This is a genomic window from Sphingomonas sinipercae, assembly GCF_011302055.1.
GTDB lineage: Bacteria > Pseudomonadota > Alphaproteobacteria > Sphingomonadales > Sphingomonadaceae > Sphingomicrobium > Sphingomicrobium sinipercae.
Genome location: NZ_CP049871.1, coordinates 1,206,076 through 1,231,321 on the forward strand (window position 1 = coordinate 1,206,076; position 25,246 = coordinate 1,231,321).

28 protein-coding genes and 1 pseudogene are annotated in these 25,246 nt (G+C 64.7%); 19 read left to right on the plus strand and 10 right to left on the minus strand.

Going from position 1 to position 25,246, the window contains the following annotated elements; translation table 11 throughout:
* Nucleotides 1–8: 8 nt before the first annotated feature.
* The gene (locus G7078_RS06335; RefSeq protein WP_166094155.1) at nt 9–686 is read left to right on the plus strand and encodes a PilZ domain-containing protein; all 678 of its coding nucleotides are present in this window, start codon (nt 9–11) and stop codon (nt 684–686) included.
* A gap of 40 nt (nt 687–726) precedes the next feature.
* Complete coding sequence (gene msrA, locus G7078_RS06340) at nt 727–1,275, plus strand: peptide-methionine (S)-S-oxide reductase MsrA (protein WP_166094158.1); 549 nt, start codon at nt 727–729, stop codon at nt 1,273–1,275.
* On the opposite strand, the gene G7078_RS06345 is transcribed toward msrA, so the two are convergent.
* From G7078_RS06345 to G7078_RS06355, 3 genes are read right to left on the minus strand one after another with little or no spacing between them, the layout of a single operon-like run.
* On the minus strand, nt 1,250–2,191 hold the full coding sequence (locus G7078_RS06345) for an L-threonylcarbamoyladenylate synthase (RefSeq protein ID WP_166094161.1): 942 nt from the start codon (nt 2,189–2,191) through the stop codon (nt 1,250–1,252). The two genes, msrA and G7078_RS06345, sit on opposite strands and share 26 nt — an antisense overlap.
* Before the next feature lie 36 nt (nt 2,192–2,227).
* Nucleotides 2,228–2,584, minus strand: a complete 357-nt coding sequence (locus G7078_RS06350; protein ID WP_166094164.1) for a GntR family transcriptional regulator — start codon at nt 2,582–2,584, stop codon at nt 2,228–2,230.
* 30 nt (nt 2,585–2,614) lie between these two features.
* Nucleotides 2,615–3,214: a nitroreductase family protein gene (locus G7078_RS06355; protein WP_166096211.1), complete on the minus strand. Its 600-nt coding sequence runs from the start codon at nt 3,212–3,214 to the stop codon at nt 2,615–2,617.
* Nucleotides 3,215–3,333: 119 nt separating this feature from the next.
* Here G7078_RS06355 and G7078_RS06360 point away from each other — a divergent pair, with 119 nt between their 5' ends.
* From G7078_RS06360 to folP, 7 genes and pseudogenes are all read left to right on the plus strand, one after another.
* The gene (locus tag G7078_RS06360; RefSeq protein WP_166094166.1) at nt 3,334–4,989 is read left to right on the plus strand and encodes a peptide MFS transporter; all 1,656 of its coding nucleotides are present in this window, start codon (nt 3,334–3,336) and stop codon (nt 4,987–4,989) included.
* Nucleotides 4,990–5,034: 45 nt separating this feature from the next.
* Nucleotides 5,035–5,688, plus strand: a complete 654-nt coding sequence (locus tag G7078_RS06365) for an NnrU family protein (protein WP_166094169.1) — start codon at nt 5,035–5,037, stop codon at nt 5,686–5,688.
* Nucleotides 5,685–7,019, plus strand: coding sequence for a phosphoglucosamine mutase (gene glmM / locus G7078_RS06370; protein WP_166094171.1), 1,335 nt, complete (start codon nt 5,685–5,687; stop codon nt 7,017–7,019). The genes G7078_RS06365 and glmM overlap by 4 nt, the downstream gene beginning before the upstream one ends.
* 43 nt (nt 7,020–7,062) lie before the next feature.
* Nucleotides 7,063–8,283, plus strand: coding sequence for a bifunctional hydroxymethylpyrimidine kinase/phosphomethylpyrimidine kinase (thiD, locus tag G7078_RS06375; RefSeq protein ID WP_166094173.1), 1,221 nt, complete (start codon nt 7,063–7,065; stop codon nt 8,281–8,283).
* A gap of 59 nt (nt 8,284–8,342) precedes the next feature.
* Nucleotides 8,343–8,924, plus strand: a pseudogene (locus G7078_RS06380) (ribonuclease HII); the annotation flags it as partial.
* A gap of 245 nt (nt 8,925–9,169) precedes the next feature.
* Complete coding sequence (locus G7078_RS06385) at nt 9,170–10,306, plus strand: site-specific DNA-methyltransferase (RefSeq protein WP_166094177.1); 1,137 nt, start codon at nt 9,170–9,172, stop codon at nt 10,304–10,306.
* On the plus strand, nt 10,303–11,382 hold the full coding sequence (gene folP, locus G7078_RS06390; RefSeq protein ID WP_166094179.1) for a dihydropteroate synthase: 1,080 nt from the start codon (nt 10,303–10,305) through the stop codon (nt 11,380–11,382). Before G7078_RS06385 ends, folP begins: the two co-directional genes overlap by 4 nt.
* On the opposite strand, the gene G7078_RS06395 is transcribed toward folP, so the two are convergent.
* Together G7078_RS06395 and G7078_RS06400 are read right to left on the minus strand one after the other, a co-directional pair.
* Complete coding sequence (locus tag G7078_RS06395; protein ID WP_246166279.1) at nt 11,333–12,091, minus strand: phosphodiester glycosidase family protein; 759 nt, start codon at nt 12,089–12,091, stop codon at nt 11,333–11,335. The genes folP and G7078_RS06395 overlap by 50 nt on opposite strands.
* A gap of 36 nt (nt 12,092–12,127) precedes the next feature.
* Nucleotides 12,128–13,564 carry a sigma-54-dependent transcriptional regulator gene (locus tag G7078_RS06400; protein ID WP_166094185.1) on the minus strand — a complete coding sequence of 479 codons (1,437 nt, stop codon included), beginning with the start codon at nt 13,562–13,564 and terminating at the stop codon, nt 12,128–12,130.
* A 128-nt stretch (nt 13,565–13,692) separates the two neighbouring features.
* Between G7078_RS06400 and G7078_RS06405 the strand changes: the two genes are divergently transcribed.
* From G7078_RS06405 to G7078_RS06425, 5 genes are read left to right on the plus strand one after another with little or no spacing between them, the layout of a single operon-like run.
* The gene (locus G7078_RS06405) at nt 13,693–13,839 is read left to right on the plus strand and encodes an aa3-type cytochrome c oxidase subunit IV (RefSeq protein WP_166091712.1); all 147 of its coding nucleotides are present in this window, start codon (nt 13,693–13,695) and stop codon (nt 13,837–13,839) included.
* 7 nt (nt 13,840–13,846) lie between these two features.
* Nucleotides 13,847–14,977 carry a Re/Si-specific NAD(P)(+) transhydrogenase subunit alpha gene (locus G7078_RS06410; protein ID WP_166094187.1) on the plus strand — a complete coding sequence of 377 codons (1,131 nt, stop codon included), beginning with the start codon at nt 13,847–13,849 and terminating at the stop codon, nt 14,975–14,977.
* A 52-nt stretch (nt 14,978–15,029) separates the two neighbouring features.
* Nucleotides 15,030–15,542, plus strand: a complete 513-nt coding sequence (locus G7078_RS06415) for a CAP domain-containing protein (RefSeq protein WP_166094190.1) — start codon at nt 15,030–15,032, stop codon at nt 15,540–15,542.
* Between the two features lie 53 nt (nt 15,543–15,595).
* Nucleotides 15,596–16,594: a GDP-mannose 4,6-dehydratase gene (locus G7078_RS06420; protein ID WP_166094193.1), complete on the plus strand. Its 999-nt coding sequence runs from the start codon at nt 15,596–15,598 to the stop codon at nt 16,592–16,594.
* Nucleotides 16,591–17,541, plus strand: a complete 951-nt coding sequence (locus G7078_RS06425; RefSeq protein WP_166094196.1) for an NAD(P)H-dependent flavin oxidoreductase — start codon at nt 16,591–16,593, stop codon at nt 17,539–17,541. The genes G7078_RS06420 and G7078_RS06425 overlap by 4 nt, the downstream gene beginning before the upstream one ends.
* Here G7078_RS06425 and G7078_RS06430 read toward each other — a convergent pair.
* Complete coding sequence (locus G7078_RS06430; protein WP_166094198.1) at nt 17,538–18,020, minus strand: DUF1465 family protein; 483 nt, start codon at nt 18,018–18,020, stop codon at nt 17,538–17,540. The genes G7078_RS06425 and G7078_RS06430 overlap by 4 nt on opposite strands.
* Nucleotides 18,021–18,227: 207 nt before the next feature.
* Between G7078_RS06430 and G7078_RS06435 the strand changes: the two genes are divergently transcribed.
* Nucleotides 18,228–18,392: a DUF465 domain-containing protein gene (locus G7078_RS06435; protein ID WP_166094202.1), complete on the plus strand. Its 165-nt coding sequence runs from the start codon at nt 18,228–18,230 to the stop codon at nt 18,390–18,392.
* Nucleotides 18,393–18,414: 22 nt separating this feature from the next.
* Here G7078_RS06435 and dksA read toward each other — a convergent pair whose 3' ends face one another.
* On the minus strand, nt 18,415–18,879 hold the full coding sequence (gene dksA / locus G7078_RS06440; protein WP_166094204.1) for an RNA polymerase-binding protein DksA: 465 nt from the start codon (nt 18,877–18,879) through the stop codon (nt 18,415–18,417).
* Nucleotides 18,880–19,175: 296 nt separating this feature from the next.
* Between dksA and surE the strand changes: the two genes are divergently transcribed.
* Genes surE through G7078_RS06455 form a run of 3 tightly spaced genes read left to right on the plus strand, consistent with a single transcriptional unit; the run spans nt 19,176 to nt 21,779 of the window.
* Nucleotides 19,176–19,940 (plus strand): 5'/3'-nucleotidase SurE, encoded by a 765-nt coding sequence (gene surE, locus G7078_RS06445; RefSeq protein ID WP_166094207.1) that lies wholly within the window; start codon nt 19,176–19,178, stop codon nt 19,938–19,940.
* 23 nt (nt 19,941–19,963) lie between these two features.
* Nucleotides 19,964–20,710 carry a hypothetical protein gene (locus G7078_RS06450; protein WP_166094209.1) on the plus strand — a complete coding sequence of 249 codons (747 nt, stop codon included), beginning with the start codon at nt 19,964–19,966 and terminating at the stop codon, nt 20,708–20,710.
* A gap of 4 nt (nt 20,711–20,714) precedes the next feature.
* Nucleotides 20,715–21,779 carry a glycosyltransferase family 2 protein gene (locus G7078_RS06455; protein WP_166094211.1) on the plus strand — a complete coding sequence of 355 codons (1,065 nt, stop codon included), beginning with the start codon at nt 20,715–20,717 and terminating at the stop codon, nt 21,777–21,779.
* Here G7078_RS06455 and G7078_RS06460 read toward each other — a convergent pair whose 3' ends face one another.
* Complete coding sequence (locus G7078_RS06460; protein WP_166094214.1) at nt 21,780–22,652, minus strand: DUF6625 family protein; 873 nt, start codon at nt 22,650–22,652, stop codon at nt 21,780–21,782.
* Nucleotides 22,653–22,717: 65 nt separating this feature from the next.
* Between G7078_RS06460 and G7078_RS06465 the strand changes: the two genes are divergently transcribed.
* Nucleotides 22,718–23,578, plus strand: coding sequence for a glycosyltransferase family 2 protein (locus G7078_RS06465; protein WP_166094216.1), 861 nt, complete (start codon nt 22,718–22,720; stop codon nt 23,576–23,578).
* Here G7078_RS06465 and G7078_RS06470 read toward each other — a convergent pair.
* Nucleotides 23,556–24,254, minus strand: coding sequence for a class I SAM-dependent methyltransferase (locus G7078_RS06470; RefSeq protein ID WP_166094218.1), 699 nt, complete (start codon nt 24,252–24,254; stop codon nt 23,556–23,558). The two genes, G7078_RS06465 and G7078_RS06470, sit on opposite strands and share 23 nt — an antisense overlap.
* The gene (locus tag G7078_RS06475; RefSeq protein ID WP_166094220.1) at nt 24,251–25,234 is read right to left on the minus strand and encodes a polysaccharide deacetylase family protein; all 984 of its coding nucleotides are present in this window, start codon (nt 25,232–25,234) and stop codon (nt 24,251–24,253) included. Before G7078_RS06475 ends, G7078_RS06470 begins: the two co-directional genes overlap by 4 nt.
* Nucleotides 25,235–25,246 lie beyond the last annotated feature (12 nt).

Sequence of the window (25,246 nt, forward strand, 5' to 3'; positions counted from 1 at the left end):
AGGCCGCAGTGCCTGCCTTGCCGCCGGAAGGTGTGTTCGAGTCGACCACCTTTTCGTTGAGCACGGCGGTTCCGCGCCCGGAAGAACGGCGTGCGGACGAGCGGGTGACCGCCATGTTGCGCGTCGCCAAGCTCATTTGCGACGGCGGCGATCGCCTGATGCGAGTCCGCAACGTCTCCGCGGGCGGGCTGATGGCCGAATTGCCGGATCCGCCACAGGTGGGTGAGCAGGTCGCAATCGAATTCTCGTCGCAAAAGATCGCGGCGACGGTCGTCTGGACCCGCGAGGCCTCCACCGGCCTCAAGTTCGACCAGAGCATCGACCTTGGCGAGCTTTTGGCCGGCCGCAAGCCGCGGCACGGGTTCCGGCCCCGGCCGCCGCGCCTGGAAGTCGCGTGCAAGGCCACGGTGCGGGTCGGCAAAGTCTATTACACCGTCGACGTTCACGACATCTCGCTCGGCGGGCTGAAGGTTGAGCCGATTGAGGAATATTGCGTCGGCAAGGACGTGATTGTCGCCGTCGAGAGCCTGCGCCCGGTCAAGGGTGAAGTGCGCTGGTATTCCGATCGCCGCGCCGGAATCGTCTTCAAGAAGCCGCTCGAGTTCGAGGAATTGGCCGAGTGGATCGGCAAGCGGCTGGAAGTCGCAAGCTTCAAGGCCACGACGCCGAGCCGTCCCGGGCTTTAAGACGCGCCATCCGCGCCTATCTTGGGGGCCGGAGGATTTTATGGCTGAAGACGTAGCGGTGCTCGCCGGCGGTTGCTTCTGGTGCACGGAAGCGGTGTTCAATGACGTCGTCGGGGTGAAGTCGGTCGAAAGCGGCTACACCGGAGGCTCGGTCGACAACCCGACCTACAAACAGATTTGTGGCGGGAACACCGGCCACGCGGAGGCAATCCGGATCACCTTTGATCCCGAAGCGATCAGCTATCCGGAATTGCTCGAGATCTTCTTCGCGACTCACGACCCGACCCAGCTCAATCGGCAGGGCAACGATGTCGGCACCCAATATCGGTCCGCGATCTTCCCGCAGTCGCCCGAGCAGGAAACGGAAGCTGTGAACGCGAAAGCTGCCGCTAATGTCGACTGGCTTGGCGCGATCGTCACCACGATCGAGCCAAAGGCGCAGTGGTGGCCGGCCGAAGACTATCACCAGGAGTATTGGAGCGGGGAGGGGCAACGGAACCCCTATTGCATCGCGACCATCCCGCCGAAGTTGCAGAAGCTCCGCAAGAGCTTCCAGGCGCGCCTCAAGAGCGCGGCGGCGAACGCCTAAGGGTGCGCGGCGCGGCGGCGCGGCGCAGGCGGTCGTTTATCGCCGTTCCCAGCCCCTCGTCAGGTATCGGCGCGACGGCAATCCGCGGTTGATCAGCGGCGTCGGCGACATGGAGCAAGTCGAACAGGCGCGCGGCCGCTTCCTCTAGGTTGCTGCTCGCGCTGAGGTTCGAATGCCCCGCAACCGCGCCGAAGCCGATCAGGAATTCGTCGGGCCGGCCTTCGCTGGCATTAAGGCGAAGCGGCTTGCTCGGTGCATAGTGGCTGGGCAGCTGGCCCGGAGACTGGATTTTGCCCGTTGGCGCTAGTTCGGCAGCGACTTGGACTGGGCCGGGCCGAAGCACGCGTAAGTCGCCTTCATGCTCGGCGACGATGGTCGATTCCAGCCCGCCGGGACAAGGGCCGGCGTCGACGATCAGCGGAATTCGGCCGTTCAGGCTGATGAAGACATGCTCCGCCCGGGTCGGGCTGATCGTCCCGCTGGCATTGGCCGACGGTGCCGCGAGCGGCCGACCGGTCGCAGCGAGCAACGCCCGCATCGCCGGGTGCGCCGGAACCCTGACGGCCAGGGTCGGCAGTCCCGCCGCCACCAGCGATGCGATGCGCGACGGCTGGCGCAGCGGCGCGACAAGGGTGAGCGGTCCCGGCCAGTAGCGGACCGCGAGTTCCCGCAACTCCGGGCTCAGCGTAACCAGCTCTTCCGCGTCAGCCAGCGTCGGGACGTGCACGATGAGGGGGTTGAATCCTGGCCGGCCCTTGGCGGCGTAGATCCGCGCGACTGCATGGGGGTTCGTGGCGTCGGCCGCCAAACCGTAAACCGTCTCCGTCGCCACCGCGACCGGTTCGCCCGCAGTGATTAGGCGCGCCGCCTCGGCGATTGTCTCGGCAGAGTAAGGGAGGATGCGCGTTTCGACCACGCGGCCGCGCTATCGCATCAGGCGATTGGCGTGAAGCTAGGCAGGCTGCCGCTGCAGCAATTCGTCCGGCTCGATTCCCAGCCGCTCCATCCGCTCGCGGATCGCCGGCCATTCCTCGGTCAGGAATTGCTGCCGTTCGGAATTGCGCAGCCTGGCTCGCGCCCCTTCGACCACGAACAGGCCGACACCGCGCCGTACGACGATCAACCCTTCGGTCTGAAGGCCCTGATACGCCTTGGCGACGGTAAGCGGGTTCGCTGATTCTTCCGCGGCGAAGGCACGAACCGACGGCAAAGGCGCGCCATCCTGGTACCGGCCGGTCAAGATGCCATCGACGATCGCCTCGCGCAGGCGGACGTAAACCGGCTTTTCGTGCTGTTTGCCAACCGTCATGCTGTCATAATACAGCAGTGCAGACTTTCGTCAATCGCCCGGGGTCTTAGGTCGGGGCTGCCAATCGCTGGCAACGGCGTCCAGCACGGGCCGTTCGCGCTCGGCCAGAGGGAAGTCCGGCCGGCCGATGAAGATGAAGCCGGCGATGCGCTCGCCGGGTCCGCAGAAGGCTTCGAGCACGCGCGGTGAATAGGCCCGCCAACCGGTCACCCAGCCGCCGGCATAGCCCAGCGCATGGGCGGCGTGGAGCAGGTTCATCCCCGCCGCTCCGACCGACAGTTCCTGTTCCCACACGGGGATCTTGTGGTTGGCCACCGGAGCGGACACCAACACGATGAGCGCGCCGGGGTAATGGGCGAAATCCCGCTCTTTGGCGTAATGCGCGGGGGACGGTGCAGGGTCGTTTTCGGCCAGTGCCTGGCGGAGCGTTTCGCCCAATGCGTCGCGCTGGTCCTTGGCAACCCGAACGAACCGCCAAGGATGCAGCTTGCCATGGTCGGGCGTGCGCGCAGCGATCGTCAGCATGTGATCGAGTTCGGCCGGCGAGGGGCCATCGCCGACCAGTTCGCGCGGCTTGGCGGAACGGCGCGTTTCGAGCAGCGAAAGCGGGGAGGTGAGGTCGTTGAGCATGTCTTCACGCATCTAGGCACGTCACGCCCCGGCAACAATCGGCTTCACATCGCAATTTTGCCCGTTACGGTGCCGCTCCAATATTGGGCGCCGCGCTCGCAGCATGGGACTGCTTTTTTATGAAATCGATTGGCTTGTGGCAGGAAGGCGACTGGATTGCCGCCATCGCTGTTTTGGTTCTCATCGTCTTCCTCGCGATGGGCGGGAAGATTGCGGCGCAGAAGCAGCCGGAATTCGCTGGGCACCCCAAGGGCCTGTACATGCTGTTCTTCGCCGAAATGTGGGAGCGCTTCTCCTACTACGGCATGCGCGCGCTGCTGATCTTCTACCTGACCAAGCATTGGCTGTTCGCCGATGACAAGGCCAACCTCATCTACGGCGCCTATACCAGCCTGGTGTACATCACGCCGGTCCTGGGCGGCTACCTCGCGGATCGCTATTTGGGTCAGCGCAAAGCGGTGCTGTTCGGCGGCTTGCTCCTCGCGATCGGCCACAGCCTGATGGCGGTGGAGGGCACCGGCGGGCAAAGCGACCCGACGATCAACGTCTTCTGGGCCGCGCTCGCCTTCATTATCGTCGGTTCGGGCTTCCTGAAAGCCAACATCTCGGTGATGGTCGGGCAGCTCTACAAGCTCACCGATATCCGCCGCGACGGCGCCTACACGATCTTCTACATGGGGATTAACGTCGGTGCGGCGATCGGCACGATCATGGTCGGCTATCTCGGCGAAACCATCGGCTGGGGCTACGGCTTCGGGCTTGCCGGAATCGGGATGCTTGCGGGCCTGGTCGTCTTCGTCCTTGGCAAGAAGGCGCTCAACGGCGCCGGCGAAGCGCCGCAGCCGCTCAGCCGCAACAAGGAGTTTTCGCTTTACGGCATCGGCGTCGCCGCGGTGGCGGTGATCTGGGCCCTGGTCCAGTATCAGGACGTCATCCAGGGCTTGCTCGCGGTCTCCGGCATCGCGCTGCTCGGCTACGTTCTTTACGAGAGCTTCAAGCTCGACAAGGAACCGCGCGAGCGCATGTTTGCGATCCTGTTCCTGATCAGCCTCAATCCGCTGTTCTGGGGCCTGTTCGAACAGGCCGGCGGATCGATGAACCTGTTCACCGATCGCTTCGTCGACCGCTCGGGCGTCCCGGCGTCGATCTTCCAGTCGATCAACCCGATCCTGATCATGGCGCTGGCGCCGTTGTTCGCGATCCTCTGGGTGAAGCTTGGACGTCGGCGGGCCGAACCGTCCGCGCCGGCCAAGTTCGGCCTGGCGCTCGCCCAGATGGGCTTGGCCAACCTCGTCCTCGTTTGGGGCGCGGAAGCTTATGGCGTTGCGGCAATGACCCCCGTCATCCTGGTCTTCGCTTACTACTTCTTCGCCACGACTGCCGAGCTGTGCCTGTCGCCGGTTGGGCTTAGCGCGATGAACCGGTTGGCGCCGCGGCACCTGGCGTCGCTGATCATGGGCGCGTGGTTCTACATGACCGCGGTCGGCAACTTCGTCGCCGGCAAGATTGGCGAAGCGACCGGCGGCCATGATGGCGAAATGAGCAAGCAGGGCCTGCTGGACGTCTATCAGCTGTTCGGGTGGATCTCGATCGGCGTTGCCGTCGTCGTGCTGGCACTTTCGCCGATCGTGAAACGGTGGATGCATCTGGATACGCTGCAGGACCGGGAAGACCTTGCTGGGCGCGACGAGCTGGCCGAAAACCAGGCGCCGGGCATGTTCCCCGACGGCGAGGAAAAGCCGCGTCGCGGTGGACCCAAGCCCGCCCGCAGCTAGTGCATTCGGCGCTGCTCGGTTGAGCAGCGCCGACAGGAGGTCACAATGATCGCGCTCGCGCTTGCAGCGGTGGCCTTTGTCGGCACCCATTTCCTGATGTCGCATCCGCTGCGTTCGGAAATGGTAAGCAGGATCGGGGAGCCGGGGTTCCGCGGTTTCTACTCGCTGGTCTCCCTGCTGACGTTCGCGGCGATGATCTGGGCGTATCGCGAGCTTGGCGACCAGGTGCCGCTCTGGCCGGCGGCCGACGCGCTGTGGGTCGCTGCGGCAATCGTCATGTGGTTTGCAAGCATCCTGCTGGCCGGTTCGCTAGTCGGCAATCCGGCGCTTCCGGGCGCACGTGCCGCCAAGTCGCCGCGCGGCGTTCTGGCAATCACGCGTCACCCAATGATGTGGTCGTTCGCGCTTTGGGCAATCGTCCATGCGGCGGTGATCGCGACGCCCAAGGCGCTGCTGTTCGATGGGGCCATCCTGTTCCTGGCGCTGGCTGGCTCGGTCGGACAGGATTCGAAGAAGCGCCGGCTGATGGGTGCCCGCTGGCATGAGTGGACGGCGCAAACGGCGTTCGTGCCCTTTGCTCGCGGCGTGGCCAATCCGGGTTTGGTCGCATTAGTCGGCGGGACCTTGTTTTTCCTTTTGGCGACATGGCTGCACCCGCTGCCCGTCGCCCCGTGGCGTTGGATTGGAATGGCCGGATGAAGCGCAGATTCTTCGGCACGGATGGGATCCGCGGCCTCACCAATACCGAGCCGATGACGGCCGAGATGGCGCTGAAGGTCGGCCAGGCTGCCGGCGCGCACTTCCTGCGCGGCGATCATCGCCACCGTGTGGTCATCGGCAAGGACACGCGCTTGTCCGGTTATATGATGGAATCGGCGCTGGTCGCCGGCTTCACCAGCGTCGGCATGGACGTCGTGCTGCTGGGTCCGATGCCGACTCCGGCTGTCGCGATGCTGACGACCTCGATGCGTGCCGACCTTGGCGTGATGATCTCCGCCTCGCACAATCCCTTTGCCGACAACGGCATCAAGCTGTTCGGGCCCGACGGCTACAAGCTCAGCGACGCAGATGAAGCGTCGATCGAGCGTCGCCTCGACGATGCGCCCAATCTCGCGAAGCCCGAAGCGATCGGTCGGGCCAAGCGGATCGACGACGCCCGCGGCCGCTATATCCACCACGCCAAATCGACCTTCCCCGACGAATTGCGCCTCGACGGTCTCAAGATCGTCGTCGATTGCGCCAATGGCGCCGCCTATCAGGTCGCGCCGTCCGCGCTGTGGGAACTTGGGGCCGAAGTCATCGCCATCGGGGTCGAGCCGAACGGCACCAACATCAACGACGGATGCGGGTCGACCCACCCCCAGACGTTGCAGGAAACGGTCGTCGCCAGCGGTGCCGACATCGGCCTCGCGCTCGACGGCGACGCGGACCGGATCATCATCGTCGACGAAAACGGCAAGATTACCGACGGCGACCAGCTGATGGCGCTCATCGCCCTCGACTATCAGCGACGCGGCGTCCTTCGCGGCGGGCTGGTGGCGACGGTGATGTCGAACCTCGGGTTGGAACGGAAGCTGGAAGGTGCCGGTATCGCGATGCTGCGAACGCAGGTCGGCGACCGCTACGTGCTGGAAAAGATGCGCGAAACCGGAAGCAATTTGGGCGGCGAGCAGTCCGGGCACCTGATCCTGGCCGATTATTCGACGACTGGGGACGGGCTGGTCGCCGCGCTTCAGGTGCTCGCGGCCATCGTCGATAGCGGCAAGCCAGCGAGCGAAGTGCTCGACCAGTTCGAGCCGGTCCCGCAACTACTCAAGAACGTTCGCTTTTCCGGCGCGTCGCCCCTCGACCATGATTCGGTCAAGAAGTGCATCGCCGCGGCCGAAGCCGAGCTGGACGGGCGCGGGCGCGTGCTGATCCGCAAGTCCGGGACCGAGGCGCTGATCCGGGTGATGGCGGAAGGCGACGATCCAGTGCTCGTCGAGCGCCTGGTCGACGGCATTTGCGACGCCGTCCAATCGGCTGCGTGAACGCTTTCTTTGGGTTTGTCCTTCACAACCCCATCTCGTGCACATGGAAAACTTCGCCGCTCGGGCCGGGTCGAAGGTGGATAAAGTGACGCCGACGGCCAGGATCCTCATCGTCGCCGGTTCGGATTCCGGCGGCGGGGCCGGGATTCAGGCCGATATCAAGACCGTCACGATGCTCGGCGGCCACGCGATGACCGCGATCACCGCAATCACCGCGCAAAATACCCTGGGCGTCGATGGCGTTCACCCGGTGCCGGCCGAAATGGTGCTTGCCCAGATCGACTCGGTCGTCGCCGACATCGGCGTCGATGCGGTCAAGATCGGCATGATCGGCGGCGCCTTTACCGCCGAACAGGTGGCCAAGCGACTGGAGCGCCTGCGCGCCGAACAACCCGGCCTGCCGATCGTGTTCGATCCGGTGATGGTGGCAAGCAGCGGCTCGATCCTTGCCGACGAGGCGACCATCGCGGCCTTCGGCAAGCTGATGAAGCTAGCGACGATCACCACGCCCAACCTTCCCGAGCTTAAGGCGCTGACGTCGGAGGAAGACCCTGTCGCCGGCGCATTGCACCTTGTCGGCGAGCATGGCTGCGCGGTCCTGATCAAGGGCGGGCACGAGGAAGGCGACGCGCTCGCCGATGCCTTGATCGAAACGGATAATATGACGAGCTGGCAGGGCCAGCGGATCGACACGACCAGCACGCACGGGACCGGCTGCACCCTGGCGAGCGGCATTGCGCTGTTCCTGGCCCAGGGCCAGTCGTTGACGGAATCGGTCGCCCGCGCGCGCGAATTCGTCAGGATCGCACTGCTCGATGCGCCGGACCTGGGGCAGGGGGCTGGACCGCTTGGCCACGACCGAGTGCGGCTCGACGCCGGACCGTCGTTGCGGCTCAACCAGGTGACGGTGACCGGCAAGGATTATGCCAAGTCGGTGGACTTCTACCGTCGGCTCGGCCTTCGCCAGATCGTCGCAAGTCCGGAAAATGGCTACGCGCGGTTTGAGACCGGCGGCGGAGTCACCCTATCGGTCCAGATCGATCCGGAGCAGGAGATCAACGGCACCGTCGCCATCTATCTCGAGTGCGACGACCTGGACGAGCGCGTCGAGCGCCTGGCGCGCAGCGGCATTCCGTTCGAGCACGGGCCTCGCAACCAGCCGTGGATGTGGCGGGAGGCATGCCTGCGGGATCCTTCGGGCAACATCATCTTCCTCTACAAGGCGGGCGAGGCACGGCGCTTCCCGCCGTGGCGCATCGCCTAATCCACAAAAATTTCAGGCGCCTACTGGCGGCTTGTCGGCGTCGCCCATAGGCTTGGCAAATGCCGCGCCGCTGCTCGTTCAAGCTTGAGATCGGGTTTCCGCAACCGCTCGCCGGTGTCGACGAGGCGGGCTGCGCGCCCTTGGCCGGCCCCGTCGTCGCCGCCGCCATTATCCTCGACCGGGAGAAATTCCCGCGCGGGATCGACGATTCGAAAAACTTGCCGCTCGAAACCCGCGAGGCGCTCTACGCCAAGCTGGTGAAATGCGCGTCCTGGGGCGTGGGAGTTGCGACGGTCGAGGAGATCGACAGCATCAACATCTATTGGGCACGAATGCTTGCGATGACCCGCGCGGTGGAAGCTTTGGGCATCGAACCGGCCTGGGTGCTGGTCGACGGCAATACCTGTCCACGTTGGCAGCGGCCGTCCAAGGCGATCGTCGACGGCGACGCCAAGTGCAGGTCGATTGCCGCGGCGTCCATCATCGCCAAGGTCACGCGCGACCGGATGATGGTGGAGCTTGCAGGCGAATACCCCGGCTACGGGTGGGAGACCAACCGCGGCTACGGTACGCCAGCGCACCAGCGGGCGTTGCGGGAAAAGGGGCCGACCCCGCTGCATCGCCGAAGCTTTGCGCCGGTGCGGGCGATCGAGGCGCAATGGGCGCAACCGCAGCTGCCGGTGATCGAAATCGTGCCAGCCGAGTCCTTTGAGTCACACCCACCACAGTTTGAGTCCGCACCCATCGCCGGGACTCAAGATGTTGTGCTCGTTCCTTCCCAACCCCACGCCTTTTAGCGTTTTCGGCTGCGTCGCGCCGCCGCCCGCGCTTGACCCGGAGTCCTCCCTGACTCACCCTCAAGCCTTGTGCAGGGGGCATAGCTGGCATGAACTTCGTCACGCCGATCGTCGAACCGACTCGCGCCGTCCGGCGGCGCACCGAGCAGCCGAAGCGCGAGCTTGAACTCGACCGCATAATCCAGGGGGAATGCATCGCCGAGATGGCGCGCCTGCCCGATAAATGCGTCGACATGATCTTCGCCGACCCGCCGTACAATTTGCAGCTTGGCGGCGACCTGTTCCGGCCGGAAGGGAGCCGCGTCGACGCGGTCAACGACGCCTGGGACAAGTTCGACAGCCTCGCCGCCTATGACGATTTCACCCGTGAATGGCTGGAGCAGGCGCGCCGCATCCTGAAGGACACCGGCACGATTTGGGTGATCGGCAGCTACCACAACATCTACCGGGTCGGGGCGCTGCTGCAGGACGCGGACTTCTGGATCCTCAACGACATCGTCTGGCGCAAGTCCAACCCGATGCCCAATTTCCGCGGCACCCGCTTCACCAACGCCCACGAAACCCTGCTGTGGTGCGCCAAGGACGAAAAGGCGCGTTACACCTTCAACTATCGCGCGATGAAGGCGCTGAACGACGACTTGCAAATGCGGTCGGACTGGGTGCTGCCGATCTGCAGCGGCGTCGAGCGGGTGAAGGGCGACGACGGCGCCAAGGCCCATCCGACCCAGAAACCGGAAAGCCTGCTTTATCGCGTGCTGCTCGCCTGCACGAAGCCGGGCGATGTGGTGCTAGACCCCTTCTTCGGGACCGGGACCACCGGCGCCGTCGCGCGGCGCCTCGGCCGCCATTGGATCGGCATCGAGCGCGAGCGAGAATATATCAAGGTCGCGGCCCAGCGCATCGCGTCCACGCTCCCCCTCGACGAAAGCGCGATGGCGACCGTGACGGACATGCGTTCGCAGCCGCGCGTCGCCTTCGGGTTGCTGGTCGAAAGCGGGATCATTCCCGCCGGCACCATGGTCACCGATTCAAAGCGCCGTTTCTGCGCGCGGGTTCGGGCAGACGGCTCGATCGAGTGCAAGGGCCACGCAGGCTCCATCCACAAGGTCGGCGCGGCGCTGCAAGGGGCGCCGTCCTGTAACGGCTGGACGTTCTGGCACCATGCGACCGAGACCGGGCTGGAGCCGGTCGATGCACTTCGGCAGCGTTATCTGGCGTCCTTGTGACGGCTTCCCGGACGCTGATCCGACCGACCGGCTTCGTCGATTCCCCGTTCGGGCACGACGGCAAGGTCGCGCGGCTGGCCGGCGGACTGAACTGGTTCGCGGCGGTCGAGCTTCTTCAAGTGGAAGGCAACCGCCGCGTCGGCCGCGAGCTGGTCGCAGTGGACGGGTTCGACCCCCAAGCGGATGAGAGCCTGGCGGCACAATGGAAAGCGCTGACTTCGCCACGCGCCGCACTGACGGTCGGGGCCCGGACGATCAGGCTCGACCAGCCGCAAGTCATGGGCATCCTCAACGTCACGCCCGACAGCTTTTCCGACGGTGGGCAGTTTTCGGATTCGGCGGCTGCGGCGGAAGCGGGCGCGCGTCTTGGCGAAGCCGGTGCCGCAGTCATCGACATCGGCGGGGAGTCGACGCGGCCCGGCGCAAAGCCGGTGTGGGAGCGCGACGAGATCGAGCGCATCGAGCCGGTGATCCGACAGCTTGCCGGGGGCGGCTCGGCGGTTTCAGCCGACACCCGTAAATCCGAAGTGATGGCGGCAGCGATCGCCGCCGGCGCGGGGATGATCAACGACGTGTCGGCGCTGACCTTTGACCCGCGCGCCGCCGCGGCGGTGGCCGAGGCGAAGGTCCCGGTGGTGCTCATGCATCACAAGGGCGACCCGGAATCGATGCAGGACGATCCGCGTTACGACGATGTCGTCGTCGAGGTCTATCAATGGCTGGAAGAGCGGATCGCGACGGCGGCGGCGGCGGGCATCGATCGGTCGGCGATCCTGGTCGATCCAGGCTTTGGCTTCGGCAAGGCCGTCGGTCACAATCTGGAATTGATGAACCACCTGGCGCTATTCCACTCGCTGGGCTGCGCAGTCGTCGTCGGCGCGAGCCGGAAGCGGACGATCGGCGCCTTGGCCAACGAGGCTCCGGCCGACCAGCGCCTCGGCGGAAGCATCGCGCTGGCGCTCAAAGCCGTCGAGCAAGGCGCGCAAATCATCCGCGTTCACGACGTCTTCGACACCGTTCAGGCGTTCAAGGTTTGGCGCGGCCTTCGCGATCAGGCGCTGACTCCGCCGGCCTGAAGGCAACGATCATCGGGCCTAGCAATGAATACGAATCCTGCCGCCCGTTCGCAGGATCCCAAAGCGAACTCACCGCGCCGTCGAAATAGAGCGCGTCCGGGGTCTTCAGCGAATCGCGGAAGAAGCGCGCAAGCTTGCCGAAGGACACCGGCTCTTCGGAAATGACAAAGATGGCTCGGCCATCGCGAACCCCCACGCCGTTGCGCACGTAGCGAGACTTGCCGTCCGCTTCGAAGCTTGGGTGCAGCTTGCCCTTGATGACCAGCATGGGCCCGGACTGGGTGGCAAGGTACGACGCCGTCTTGAAGGTCGGCAGCGCCTTGCTTTGGTGGATAGCTGCTCGGCCGCCGGCCTCCACGACGAAAACTCCGTTCGGCAGCAAATGGAAATTGCCGCCGCCTTTGCGCAGGTTGATGGCGTGCTTTTGCAGTCCGTCGCTAACCGCGAGCCCGATCGGGCGCCCCTCCTCGTCGAACATCCCGGCATTCATCGCGAAAGCGACTCTTGCCGGATCGATTTTGGCGGCAAGGTCGGAAAAGCTTCGCGGAGCGTCCTCGTCCGGGCCGGCGGCGATCAGGCGCAGTTGGCCGCCCTTGGCATCGCAAACCGTGAACGCCGATTCCTCGAAGATGCGTTCGGCGCAGAAGGATTGCGGCTGGGGAGCGGGCGCATCGTGTTGCGCGCAACCGGCGAGCGCAAGGGCGATCAAGCAGGGGAGGGCTCGCACAAAAACGAGCCTAGCGGCTCAAGCGGCGGTGTCGATGCCGATGTCGCCCAGCTTACGATAGAGCGTCGAGCGGCCAATGCCGAGCCGCCGCGCAACCTCGGTCATCCGCCCGCCGTAATGGCCGATCGCGAGCCGGATGATGTCGGCTTCGATCTCCTCGAGCATCCGCAAGTGGCCGTCGTTGCCGAACAAAGTGATCGACGGATCGCCATTGACCGAGGCTTCGGTCCGGCGCTGCCCAAGGTTGGGTTGGGCATCGCCGGCGCGGTTGGAAAAGCGGGCTTGGGTAGCAATGTGCGGAAAATCGGCAGCGCCGAGCGAGCCGCCTTCGCATTCGAGCGCGGCGCGAAGCAGGGCGCTGGCCAGTTGGCGCACGTTTCCGGGCCAACCGTAATGCATCAGGATCGAAAGGGCCTCGTTGTCGATGGTCAGCGGGCGGATCAGTTGCTGCTCCGCAAAGCGGCTGAGAAGGTGCCGCGCCAGCGACGGAATGTCGGCGGAACGCTCGCGCAGGGGCGGCAAGGTGACGACCGTTGCCGAGACCCGCTCCCGCAGGGCGGGGTTGAAGCCTTCGCCCAACGGCGCCCCAGCGGTGGCGATCAGGCGGACATCGACCGAATTGCTTCCGTTGCAGCCGACTGGTCGAACCTCGCCGGTGGCAAGGACTCGGTCGAGCGCTTCCTGGGTTTCGCCCGGAAGCTCGTCGATGGCGTCGAGCACGAGCGTGCCGCCGCTCGCTTCGACGATCTTGCCCTGGCGGTCGGTGAAGGCGCCGGCAAATGCGCCGGCCTGGTGGCCGAACAGCTCGCTGTCGGTGCTGTTGTGCGGGGTCGCTTTGCAATCGACGGTCACCAACGGGCCGCGCGCACGCAGGCTTGCGGCATGGATGGCGCGGGCGAAGGTTTCCTTCCCGCTTCCCGCTTCCCCGATGATCAGGATCGGCAGGCGGTTGCGGGCGGCCTTGGCGGCGATCGCCAGCGCGCTGCGGAATTCGGGGGTCGAGCCGATCAGCTCTTCCAGCGACAGCAAGGGGGCGAGCTTCTCGGCAACCGGCATCAGTTCGCCGGAAGGCCGGCGACGGTCGGCGGCGGTCGCCAGGGCGTCGAGCAGGCGCTCCGGCGCGATCGGCCGCCCGAGGAAGTCGGTGGCGCCGGCGCGAAGCGCGTCGATCGCCTTTGGCACCGCGCCGCTTTCGGTTAGCACCACCACCGGCAGCTCAGGCCGGCAAGCGCGCAGATTATCGATGATTTCGCCAGCCTTGTCGGCCTGCCAATCGCCCAGCAGGGCGACCTTGATCTCAAGGCCGTAAGGGCCGCGCAGGATGGCCACCGCGGTCTGGATTCCGTCAGCGCCGATTACCGTCCAGCCCGCGCGCGACGCCATCGCCGAAATCAATCGGCGCTCGGCCGGATTGGCATCGACCAGCAACAGTGACCGGATCTGGGACTCGGGCATTGGCTGCACCTCTCTGGCTTCGTGTAGGCGCGATGCGTAAAGGGGGCCTTAAAGTGTGTGCCTTGTATCTTGGGCGCGGCACGTTGAGTTGTTATGCACCGTGGCAGGCGACAGAAAGGGACGATTGGATGGACGTTGACGCATTGACGAACGCGAACCAGCCGGGCGAGATCGGCCGCCACGCGCGGGATTATTCGAAATTCATCTTCATGCTGAAATGGGGCGCGGTCGCAGCGATCATCATCGCCTTCTTCGTCGTCATCCTGATTGCCTAGCGCCGGCATGAAGATCGCGGTTCTCAAGGAAACTGTCGAAGGGGAAACCCGCTGCGCTGCAATCCCGGAAACCGTGAAGAAATTCATTGCCTTGGGTGCATCTGTTGCGGTCGAGTCTGATGTTGGCTCAAGTGCTGGACTGAGCGACCGGGACTTTGCCGAAGCTGGCGCGGAGGTCGTCAGCCGTCAGCAGGCGATCGCCGATGCCGACGTCATCCTGTGCGTTACCGGTCCGGAGCCGGCGACGCTTGAGGGTGTCAAAGCCGGGGCCTTACTGGTCGGCGGCCTGGACCCGCTTCGCCGCGGCCCTGCGATCCAGGGCTATGCGGCATCGGGCATCGAGGCGCTGGCGATGGAGTGGATGCCGCGCATCACTCGCGCACAGTCGATGGACATCCTGTCGTCACAGTCGAACTTGGCCGGCTACAAGGCGGTCGTCGAAGCGGCGGCCATCTACGGCCGCGCGTTCCCGATGATGATGACCGCCGCCGGCACGATCAGCCCGACCAAGGTGTTCGTGATGGGTGTCGGGGTCGCCGGGCTCCAGGCGATCGCCACTGCTCGCCGGCTCGGCGCGCAGGTCAGCGCGACCGACGTGCGATCGGCGACTCGCGAGCAGATCCAGTCGCTCGGCGCCAAGCCGATCTTCGTCGAAAATGTCGCCGGCATCGAAGGCGAGGGGCAGGGCGGTTATGCGGCCGAAATGTCGGAAGACTATCGCGCGGCGCAGGCGGAGCTCGTTTCCAGCCACATCGCCAAGCAGGATATCGTCATCACCACGGCCTTGATCCCGGGCAAGCCGGCGCCGCGCCTGATTAGCGACGACCAGTTAGCGACGATGCGCGAAGGCAGCGTGGTCATCGACCTTGCCGCTGAAGCGGGCGGCAACGTCGAAGGGTGCGTGGCCGGGCAAAGCACCAGGCGTCATGGCGTGACCGTAGTTGGCGCGATCAACCTGGCGCGGAGCTTGCCGGCCGATGCTTCCGCCTTGTTCGCACGCAACCTGTTCAACTTCCTCAGCGCTTTCTGGCACAAAGACTCGAACGCGGTCGTCCTGGCCGACGACGACGAAATCGTCCGCGCGGTGCGGCTGACGCGCGGCGGAAAAGTGGTCAACGAACGACTAGCCGCGTCCTAGGGCGCTGCCGGAAATTCGTGCGCGGTTCATAATTTCGCGCTAAAAACGTCCGATGCGCTGGGCACTGAACGCGGCGTTGTGCGCGGTCACCGCGGCGAGTTCCGCGGCGCAAGCACAACCGGGGCTGGATCCATTCTTGCAGCGGCTGCTCGCCGCTCACAATCGTGAGCGTGCCGCGGTTGGGGTGCCGCCGCTCACGTGGGATCCGATCCTTGCGGCCTCCGCCCGCTCCTACGGCCCGACCCTCGAGGCGATTGGGCGCCTGCAGCATTCCCCGCGCGCAAGTCGCCCCGGGCAGCGCGAAAATTTGTGGATGGGCACCAAGGGATATTTCACGCCGGAGCAGATGATCGGCAGCTGGAGCGCAGAGAAGCGATTCTACCGCCCCGGCCTGTTTCCCGGCGTTAGCACCACCGGTAATTGGATCGACGTTGCGCATTACACGCAGATGGTGTGGCGGACGACGACGCGGGTCGGCTGTGGACTCTATCGGGGCGTCCGCATGGACTGGCTCATCTGCCGCTACTCGCCACCGGGCAACGTCGACAACAAGCCGGTTTTCTGAATCTGTCCCACTTTCGATTTTGACGCGTGGAAGCGAACCGCTAAGCGCGGCCGATGAGTATTCTTGTTACTGGTGCCGCCGGCTTCATCGGATTTTCGACCGCCCATGCGCTGCTTGAGCGCGGGGAGAGCGTGGTCGGCATCGACAACGTCAACGATTATTACGACGTCCGCCTGAAACGGGCGCGCGTCGCTCGGCTCAACGATCGGTTCGGGAACCGCTTCCGCTTCCTGGAGGTGGACTTCAGTGATGCCGCCGCGCTCAGCGAAGCGCTTGCCAACGAGAAGATCGATTCCATCGTCCACCTCGGTGCCCAGGCCGGGGTTCGCTACAGCCTGGAAAACCCGTCGGCCTATGTGCAGTCGAACCTGGTCGGGCACTGCAACATGCTGGAGCTGGCGCGGGCGCGGGAAACCCGGCACTTCGTCTACGCCTCGTCGTCATCGGTCTATGGCGGCAACAAGAGCATTCCGTTCCGGGTCGAGGATCGGGTGGACCAGCCGCTGTCGCTCTATGCAGCGACGAAGAAGTCGGACGAGCTGATCAGCGAATCCTACGCCAACGTCTTCCGCCTGCCGATGACGGGCCTGCGGTTCTTCACCGTCTATGGCCCGTGGGGCCGCCCGGACATGGCGATGTGGATTTTCGTCAAGGCGCTGTTCGAAGGCACGCCGCTGCCCTTGTTCAACGGCGGCGACATGCGGCGCGATTTCACCTTCGTCGACGACATCGTCGCGGGGGTCATTGCCTGCCACGATTCGCCCCCGGCCGACGACGGCTCGGTGAAGGCTGGCGGCGGCACGAATCCCCATGCGCTCTACAACATCGGTAATAACCGAAGCGAAGAACTGATGCGCGTGGTCAAGCTGCTGGAGCGGGAGACCGGGCGCGAGGCGGTGATCGAGAAGCTGCCGATGCAGGTTGCCGACGTCCCCGACAGCTGCGCCGACATTTCGGCCATCCAGGCCGACCTTGGTTTCGAGCCCAAGACCACCATCGACGAAGGCGTGCCGCGGTTCGTTTCCTGGTACCGCGAGTACCACGGGCTGTGAGCCTGCCCCCGGCCCTGGCCGGATTGCGGTTGCCGGTAATCGCGGCGCCGCTGTTCATCATTTCAAATCCGCAGCTGGTCATCGCCCAATGCACGTCGGGGATCGTCGGCAGCTTTCCGGCCCTCAATGCGCGTCCAGCCTCGCAACTCGACGAATGGATCCATGAGATTACCGAGGCGCTGGCGGCGCACGACCGCGCCCATCCCGATCGCCCGGCAGCGCCGTTCGCGGTCAACCAAATCGTTCACCGCACCAACGATCGCTTCGAAGCGGACATGGAAGTGTGCGCGAAGTGGAAGGTGCCGATCGTCATCACCTCGCTCGGCGCGCGGGAGGAACTCAACGTCGCGGTCCATGGCTGGGGCGGCGTGACGTTGCACGACGTCATCGACGACCGTTTCGCGCGCAAGGCGATTGAAAAGGGCGCGGACGGGCTGATCGCTGTGGCGGCTGGCGCAGGGGGGCACGCGGGCCGCTGGTCGCCCTTCGCGCTGGTCCAGGAAATCCGCTCCTGGTTCGACGGGCCGCTGATCCTGTCGGGCGCCATCGCGACGGGTTCGGCAGTGCTCGCGGCCACCGCGATGGGCGCCGACTTTGCCTACATCGGCTCGCCGTTCATTGCGACGGATGAAGCGCGTGCAAGCGAAGGATACAAGCAGGCGATCGTCGACGGAAACGCTGCCGAAATCGTCAACAGCGACCTCTTCACCGGGGTCCACGGCAATTATCTGCGCACGTCGATCGTCGCTGCCGGGCTCGACCCCGACGCCCTGGCCCGAGGCGATGTCTCGACGATGAAATTCGCCTCGGACAGCGCCAAGGCGTGGCGCGATATCTGGGGGTCGGGGCAGGGGATCGGCGCGGTTTCGAAAATCCAGGGCGCGGCCGATTACATCGCGCAGCTTGCCGACGAATATGTGGCTGCCCGGCGCCGCCTGTGCGGCTAGTGGCCGATCAGCCCGCGCTCAAGTCGGCCCATTAGGGCCCGGGCCGGGCTCTGCGCCGGGGCGGTGGTGACATTTCCCTCGTCGAGCCGCTTCACGCGAACGTAGAGGTCGGCGCTGGCGTTGATCAGCCGCTGCGCTTCGTCGGGCAGGCGCGATACCGTTTCCGGATCGCTTTCCTGCGCATTGCCCAGCCGGCGTTCAGGCCGGCGGCCCTCGGCATATTGGATTTCGCCGCTTTCCACGGCCCGCTGCGTCAGCAGCCAGGCGACGATGTGCATGATGCGCGTCGTCACTTTCAGCGATTCGCAGGCGAAGGTGACCCGCGTGAACGGGTCCAGCCGGTCGCGATCCGACTGCGCGGCTTCGTCGAAATAGGAACGCGCCTCGTCGGCAAGCAGCATCGACTCCGTGTAGAACGAGTCGATCAGCCGCGGCGTGATGCGGACTTCTGGCTCGGAAGCATCATACGATTCGTTCATGCGCATCAAGGTGCCACCTATTCCTCGCTTAGAAAACGCTCAGGCAGTCAAGAAGCGCTCATTGTCCCGTCGCGGGACAATGCAGCGCCGGGGCGGTGGCTCGAACCTGCCGCGCGACGGGCGGATTTGGCGGGCGAGACAAACGCTTCGTTTCGTGATTTATTGACCGTTGCTGTCACGCGTTTGTCACGAAAGGAACCAGCGCCAATGGACAAGTCACAGGTCGAAGCTCTCGAATCCAAGCACGCCGCACTTCATGCGATCATCGACGAGGAAGAGCATCGACCGCACCCGAACGAAGATTTGCTCCATGAACTCAAGAAGGAAAAGCTCAAGCTCAAGGACGAGCTCGCCGGCCACTACGTCCACTAGCCGGTCGCGCCGCGCGGCGAGGTCAATCGTCGCGCGAGACCTTCTCTACCCGCTCGTGACGCTCCTGCGCTTCAAGCGTCATCGTCGCGATCGGACGGGCCTCGAGCCTGGCTAGCGAGATCGGTTCGCCGGTTACTTCGCAATAGCCGTACTCACCCTCGTACAGCCGGCGAACCGCGGCATCGATCTTGGCGATCAGCTTGCGTTGCCGGTCGCGAGTACGAAGTTCGATCGACCAGTCCGTTTCGCTGGAGGCGCGGTCGGCAAGGTCCGGTTCGCGCAGCGAATCGACCTGCAGCTGGGCCATGGTCGCGCGCGATTCATCGACGATCGCTTCCTTCCATTCCCGCAATTTCTTCAGGAAATAGGCGCGATGCAGATCGCACATGAAGCTTTCGCCGTCCGACGGCCGATACCCCTCCGGGACGATCAGCCGATCGAAAGGTTCAGGTTGTTCATTGTAGAAGTCGACTAGAGCCGTCGCCATGGAACGCCCTCCCACCGAACCCACCCGTCATCGACGAATGGGCACCCTCACGCCGCCGTCTACCGCGACCGGGGCCACCGGTGCGGCCGGAGGCGAATTCAACCAATCTTTCCCGATGCTTAAAGACCGGGCAAGTCGGTCATCCCCGACCGCGCCTATAAATATCGGTGAGTCGCTTAACAAGCGCTGACGAATGGCCTTTGTGAAAATCGGCAAGCTGTTGCGGATATGGCGCATTTCGGTCTTTCGCCGCCACTGGTTGCGGGTCTACCGTGGCTCCCGCATAGGCTAAGGCGATGCGCATCCTGCTGACCAACGACGACGGGGTTAACGCCCGCGGGCTCGAGTTGCTGGAAACGGTCGCGCGGACATTTTCCGACGACATCTGGATCGTCGCGCCGGCGGACGAGCAGTCGGGCACCGGCCACTCGCTGACGCTGACCGTGCCGGTGCGCGTGCGCCGCCACGACGATCGCCGCTTCTCGGTCACCGGGACCCCGACCGATGCGGTGATGCTGGCGCTTGCCCACATCATGAAGGATTCGCCGCCGGACCTGATCCTGTCCGGCATCAACCGCGGGGCCAACCTTGGTGAGGACGTTACCTATTCTGGTACCGTCTCGGCAGCGATGGAAGGGGCGCTGGCCGGCGTCCGCTCGATCGCGCTCAGCCAGGGCTATTCGCGCGAGGGCATGGGCGACACGGTCCCGTTTGCGGCTGCGCAGGCCTGGGCCGAGCGCGTGCTCGCTCCACTCGTCGAATTCGACATGCCGGCTCGGAGCCTGGTCAACATCAACTTCCCGGCACTACCGCCCGAGCAGATCCAGGGCATCCGCATCTGCCGCCAGGGCATCCGCGACTACGGACGACTGCGGATCGTCCAGCGCAAGGACCCCCGCGGCTACGAATATTTCTGGTTCGGCCTGGCGCCGGTGGTGCAGACCCCGGGCCACTCCACCGACCTGGAAACGGTCGCCGACGGATACATCGCCGTCACCCCGTTGCACCTCGACCTGACCCACGATGCGTCGCTGGCGACCCTGAAGGACCGGTTCGGCTGAGTTCGCCGTCCGACATCGTCAGCTTGTGGGTCGGCGAGCGGCTCGGGACCATCGAGCGCGCCTGCTTCAGGTCGATCCTTCGCCAAGGCCATCGGCTGACGCTCTATTGCTACGAAGAGCCCGCCGGAGTCCCCGCGGGGGTCGAGCTGGCCGACGCGAATGGCGTGATCGGTGCGGATCGCATCTTTCGTCATCCGAACGGCAGCATCGCGCCTTTTTCCGATTGGTTTCGGCTCGAATTGCAGCAGCGCCAACTCGGCACCTGGCTCGATTCCGACATATACTTGCTTCGCCCGGTCGACACGTCACGGCCCGTCTTGTTTGGGGAGCAGGCGCCGGGCGTGCTTAACAATGCGGTCCTGCGGTTACCGTCGGGCTCGCCTTTGCTTGAAGCTCTGCTCGCGATGTTCGCCTCCGGGGCGATCCCCGATTGGCTACCGCTCCGAGCGAAAGCGGCTGCCTGGCTGCGCTCGTTGTCCGATGAGAAATCCACCCTCGCAAAGTTGCCGTGGGGGACGACGGGCCCTCACGCGCTGACTGCCCAGGCTCGAAGATTCGGGTTGATGAGGGAGGCGAGCCCGCCGGACATTTTCTACCCGGTGCAGTGGAAGCAGGCAGGGTGGATTCGCGACCCGGGCCGCGCGCTTGAGGACGTTATTACCGATCGCACTGTGGCCGTTCACCTGTGGAACGAGTGCATCAAGGGCTTCAAGGACAATCCCGCGGCGGACGGGTCTTTCCTGCAGCGCCTGCAGCGCGAAGGGGCGTAGCAGCGTGAGCAGCACCCCGCTTGTTACCGTCGTCATCCCGGCCTGGAATGCCCAGGACACGCTGGAACGCACGCTGCGGTCCGCGGCGGCGCAAACCTATTCGAACTTTGAGATCGTGATTGTCGATGACGGATCGACAGATGCGACGGCTGAGATCGCGCGACGTTTCTGCGCTGAACGTGGGAATGCGCGGCTGCTGCAACAGGCGAACGCCGGCGTGGCGTCCGCTCGCAACCTCGGGATCGCGCAAGCGCGCGGAGAGTGGGTGGCCCCGCTTGACGCGGACGACCTGTGGCATCCCACGAAGCTTGCTCGCCAAGTCGCTGCAGCGCTCGCTGCACCCGAGCGCCCGGGCTTCGTCTATTGCTGGTACCAGGTCATCGATGAGGAGGACCGCGTGCTCAGCTCGGGTCCCGAATGGCGCATCGCAGGCCGGGTCTTCGGGCCGCTGCTTTACTGCAACCCGGTCGAAAACGGCAGTTCGCTGCTCATTTGGCGGCAGGCAGCCTTGGAGATCGAGGGTTACGACCCCAGCCTCAGGGCTCGCGGGGCCGAGGGCTGTGAAGACCTTAAGCTGCAGCTGCAAATTGCGCGCAACTGGCCCGTTGAATTGGTGGCCCAGCACCTGGTTGGCTACCGCAAGAGGGCCGGCAGCATGTCTCGCAACACCGAACAGATCATTCAGTCGTGGAACCTCGTCTACGACGACCTGGCCGCAGACCCGCAAATTCCCCGCGCGCCGATCCGGTGGAACCGGGCCTTCTTCGCGCGTGTCCGTGCCGAGGAGGGGTTGAGCCGCGGATCTGCCCGGCAAGCGTTTGGACAGATCGGGCGCGCGCTCGTACTCGACCCGGTAAAATGGGGTTCCTACCTTGCTTATCGGGCGGTGCGCACCGCGATGCGGTTGGCTCGCAACCGGCCAGCTTTGTCGCATGGACCGAAGTTCAGTGAGGTCGATCCGGGACAGTTCCTAAATCCGGATCCGAACGAAGTCGCGGTCCTCGCGCGCCTGATGCGCCGCCTGGACGAACGGCGGCTCGAGAGCCTTGCCCGCAGGCCTGTTGCGTAATCAGCCGTCGGGGATCGGTTCGATACCGGACGGGCTGATCATGAATCCGTGCTTGCGGGCCTGGCGCCAGTCCATCCTGACGATCGCCGGCAGCTTGCTCCACGGCGCTTCGGCCCCGGGCAATGCATTCGGCTGGCTCTCGTACCAGCGATTGCTCTGCCAACTCATGAAATGCAGGTACATGAAGGGGTGCGACGGATAGAATTCGTTGGTGAGCTGCCCGTCTTGCCAATACCAGCGCATGCTGTCCGTCACTCCAGGCGTGCTATGCGTCTCCTGGAACAGGCACCGAATGCCGGGCGCCTTTGCAGGAAGGAGCCGGGAGCGATTGCCTTTCAGATAGTTGAAGATCGCGCGTTCGTCGAAATTTGTGTAATCCGAAGTTGCAACACATGCCTTCCAGCCGCGCGTCTTGCGAAAAGCGGTCGTCACTTCGGGCGTGTTTCGCATCAGGCAATAATGGCCAGACACGCGATCAAGGTGCGTGGACAACACGTCATAACGCGACAGCGTTTCGTCGTCGTGAAAACGGCGCAGATCGCCGTAGATGACATCTAGATCACCGAACCCAACAAAATCATAATTTCCCACGAGGTCGCGATGCACGAACGCTAGCGATGGCCTTAAATCGCACAGCTTGTACGGCTGGGTGATGTTCAGTGGTTGGCCCAGCCGGGCGGAAAGGAGCGCGACATAATCGTCGAACCCAATGCGGACGTGACGGACGTTGGCAGCGCGGTTTTCCGGCGGCTCGCTATCGCCAAAGATGAACCAGTCGATCGAACGGTTTGCCCGGCAACTTTCCACGAAGAAGTTCATCCACCCGGGCCAGTTGCCGAAGTAAGCGATCAACACCGCAATCTTGTGCCTCACGCGGCGCCCCCCAATAGCTTATGGTTAAGCCGATCCGTTGCGGGTAGCTCAAGGGACTTTGGGAAATGACGGCCGATCGGGCAATGGCCACGGGACGAACGACTTCCGATGTTGCCATTGTCATTCCCTGTTTCCGCCATGGCGATTTCCTGTCGGGAGCGATCGAAAGCGCCATCGGGCAATCGCACCCGCCAACCGAGATCATCGTCGTCGACGACGGTTCCGACGACAACACTTCCGATGTCGCCCGATCCTATCCTGAGGTCACGCTGCTGTGCCAGGACAATGCCGGGCTTGCGGCGGCCAGGAATGCCGGGCTGCGCGCCGCGACCTCCAGCAAGATCGTGTTCCTGGATGCCGACGATTTGTTGCTTCCGGCCGCCCTTGAACTCGGCCTCCAATGCTTCGCTCGGCAAGCCGATGCCGCCTTCGTCTACGGCGCCTTCGTCGAGCGGCGGATGGGGCATGACTGGCCTCGTTTCGAACCGGCTTCTCATCACCATGATCTCGTCCGCTGCAACTGGATTGCCTGCGTCAATTCCGTAATGTTCGATCGGGCAAAGCTCGCGGACATCGGCGGTTTCGACGAGACGCTGGGCATGTGCGAAGATTGGGACGCGTACCTGCGCCTTAGCCGCTTGCACGCGTTCCTCCATCATCGGTCCGCAGTAGCCGTCTATCTCAGGCACGACACCAACATGTCGAACGATGAGACGGAGCTCCTGCGCTGGATCGAAGCTGTCCGGCGCAAGGAACTGGCGCGGGGACTTGACCCGGCGGGCCTTGCCGCTTGGCAGGAAGGCGAAGGGATTTGGCGATCCTTCTACGACCGCACACCGGTTCCGCTCGTCAAGCGGGCGTGGCGCAAGGCGTGGCGGGCCGGGGCAAAGGCCTGGACGGTCGTCAAGCGACCGCTCTCCCGGTGACGAGGACGGGATAGGCGAGGTCCACGCGTTCGAGCTTGCGAGGCCGGATTTCCTCTACCGCGGCACCGTGAAGAAAAGCGGTTGCGGCAAACAAATTGCCCTGGACCGCAACGTCGATTTTCCCCTCATCGAAGCATTCGCCGAGCAGCCGCCCGAGCGCTTCGCCGGTCAGCGACCAGTACCAGCCGTAGCCGGGGCCAGGGCGTACCGGTGTGATGCCGGGCGCCGTGACCAGCAACACGCCGCCTGGCTTGAGCGACCGGCGCAACTGCACGAGGGCGGCGCGCATGTCGTAGAGGACGTGCAACGTCTGGGTGAAAATTATGCAGTCGAAGGCGGCCGACGGAAGGACTGCGGGATCGCACACATCGCCGACGATGGTTGCACCGCTATTTCCCGGATCGACGTCCAGCACATGCTGTTCGGCGACGTCCTTCCCGCCGAACCGCGTCGAATATGCGCTGTCGCCAACTTCCAGGACGGATCCGCGAATGTCTCGCGCATGTTTCGCAAGGAAGGCGTCGATGTAGTAGCGATCGACCGGCGTTCCTCGGTCGTAACCGTAGTGGACGCTGAGCGGTTCGCTGCTTGCCACCCGGCCGACAGCCAGCGCGGCTTTCCCGCGAAAGCGCTGCAACCTTCGCTTTGCCGCCCTGGCCAAAGCGAGCGGCGTCATGCCGGTGCGCCCTTCAGGATCCGGTGGAGAACCGCTGCGCTCCAATTGCCTACGGCCAGGCGGGGCAGGGCGAAGCTGCCCGAGTCCTTGCCCACAGTCCTATATTCCGTCGTGCAGGCGCATTCGAAACCCGCCTTCCGCACCAGGACTCCGCTCTCGGTATCATAGTCGCCGAACGGATAGGCGAAGGATCGCGGCGTCGATCCGCTAAGCGCCCGGCACCGCGCGACGCTTTCGCTGACCTCGCGTGCCCTCTCCGATGGCGGAATGTTCGGCAGCGATGGGTGGGTCAGCGCGTGCGATCCAATCTCGATCAAATCGCCGGCGACCTGCCTGACCTCCTCGGGCCGCATCAGCGTCGGAGCACCTGCCGCAGTGACGCTGGACTCTTCCCGGATTTGCTCGATCGCCTTGGCGATCCTGGTCGAGGTCTGGGTTCGCAGGTGCGACCAGATCGCCAGGAAGGCATTCTGGCGCGGCGACGACGGGGGAGCATTGGGTCGCCACCGAAGGTCGCGCTCCTCGCGCGCGCCAAGGGGCATGGTCAGCCCGTCGACCACCAGCATCGTCTTCGGCGTCGTCATCACCAGCGGGACGAGTTCATCCCACCAGTAGGGCGTTTCGCTCTCCACCTGCGCCGCGGCGATGAAGATGGTGGCCGGAAGCGAATGGTCTTCCAGCAGTGGAGCCGCGATCGTCTTGTTGCACCCATAGCCGTCATCAAAGGTGATCGCGGCTGCGTTGGGCGCAAGTGTGCCGGCGGCATGCGCCCGCGCGAATTCCGGAAGCGGAAGCACGGTCCGCGCTCGCTTGAGCAGGCGAAGATGCATCGCAAAATTGCCCGGAGCGACGGCCAGCCCCCAAGGATCGAACGCCTCCACCGTAACCCGATGGTACATTAGGATGACCGGGCGGGGAGCGACCGGAAACAGGTTGCGCAGCCGACGAGCGCCGCGTGTCACGATGCTTTCGGCGTTCATCGACTACGCGAC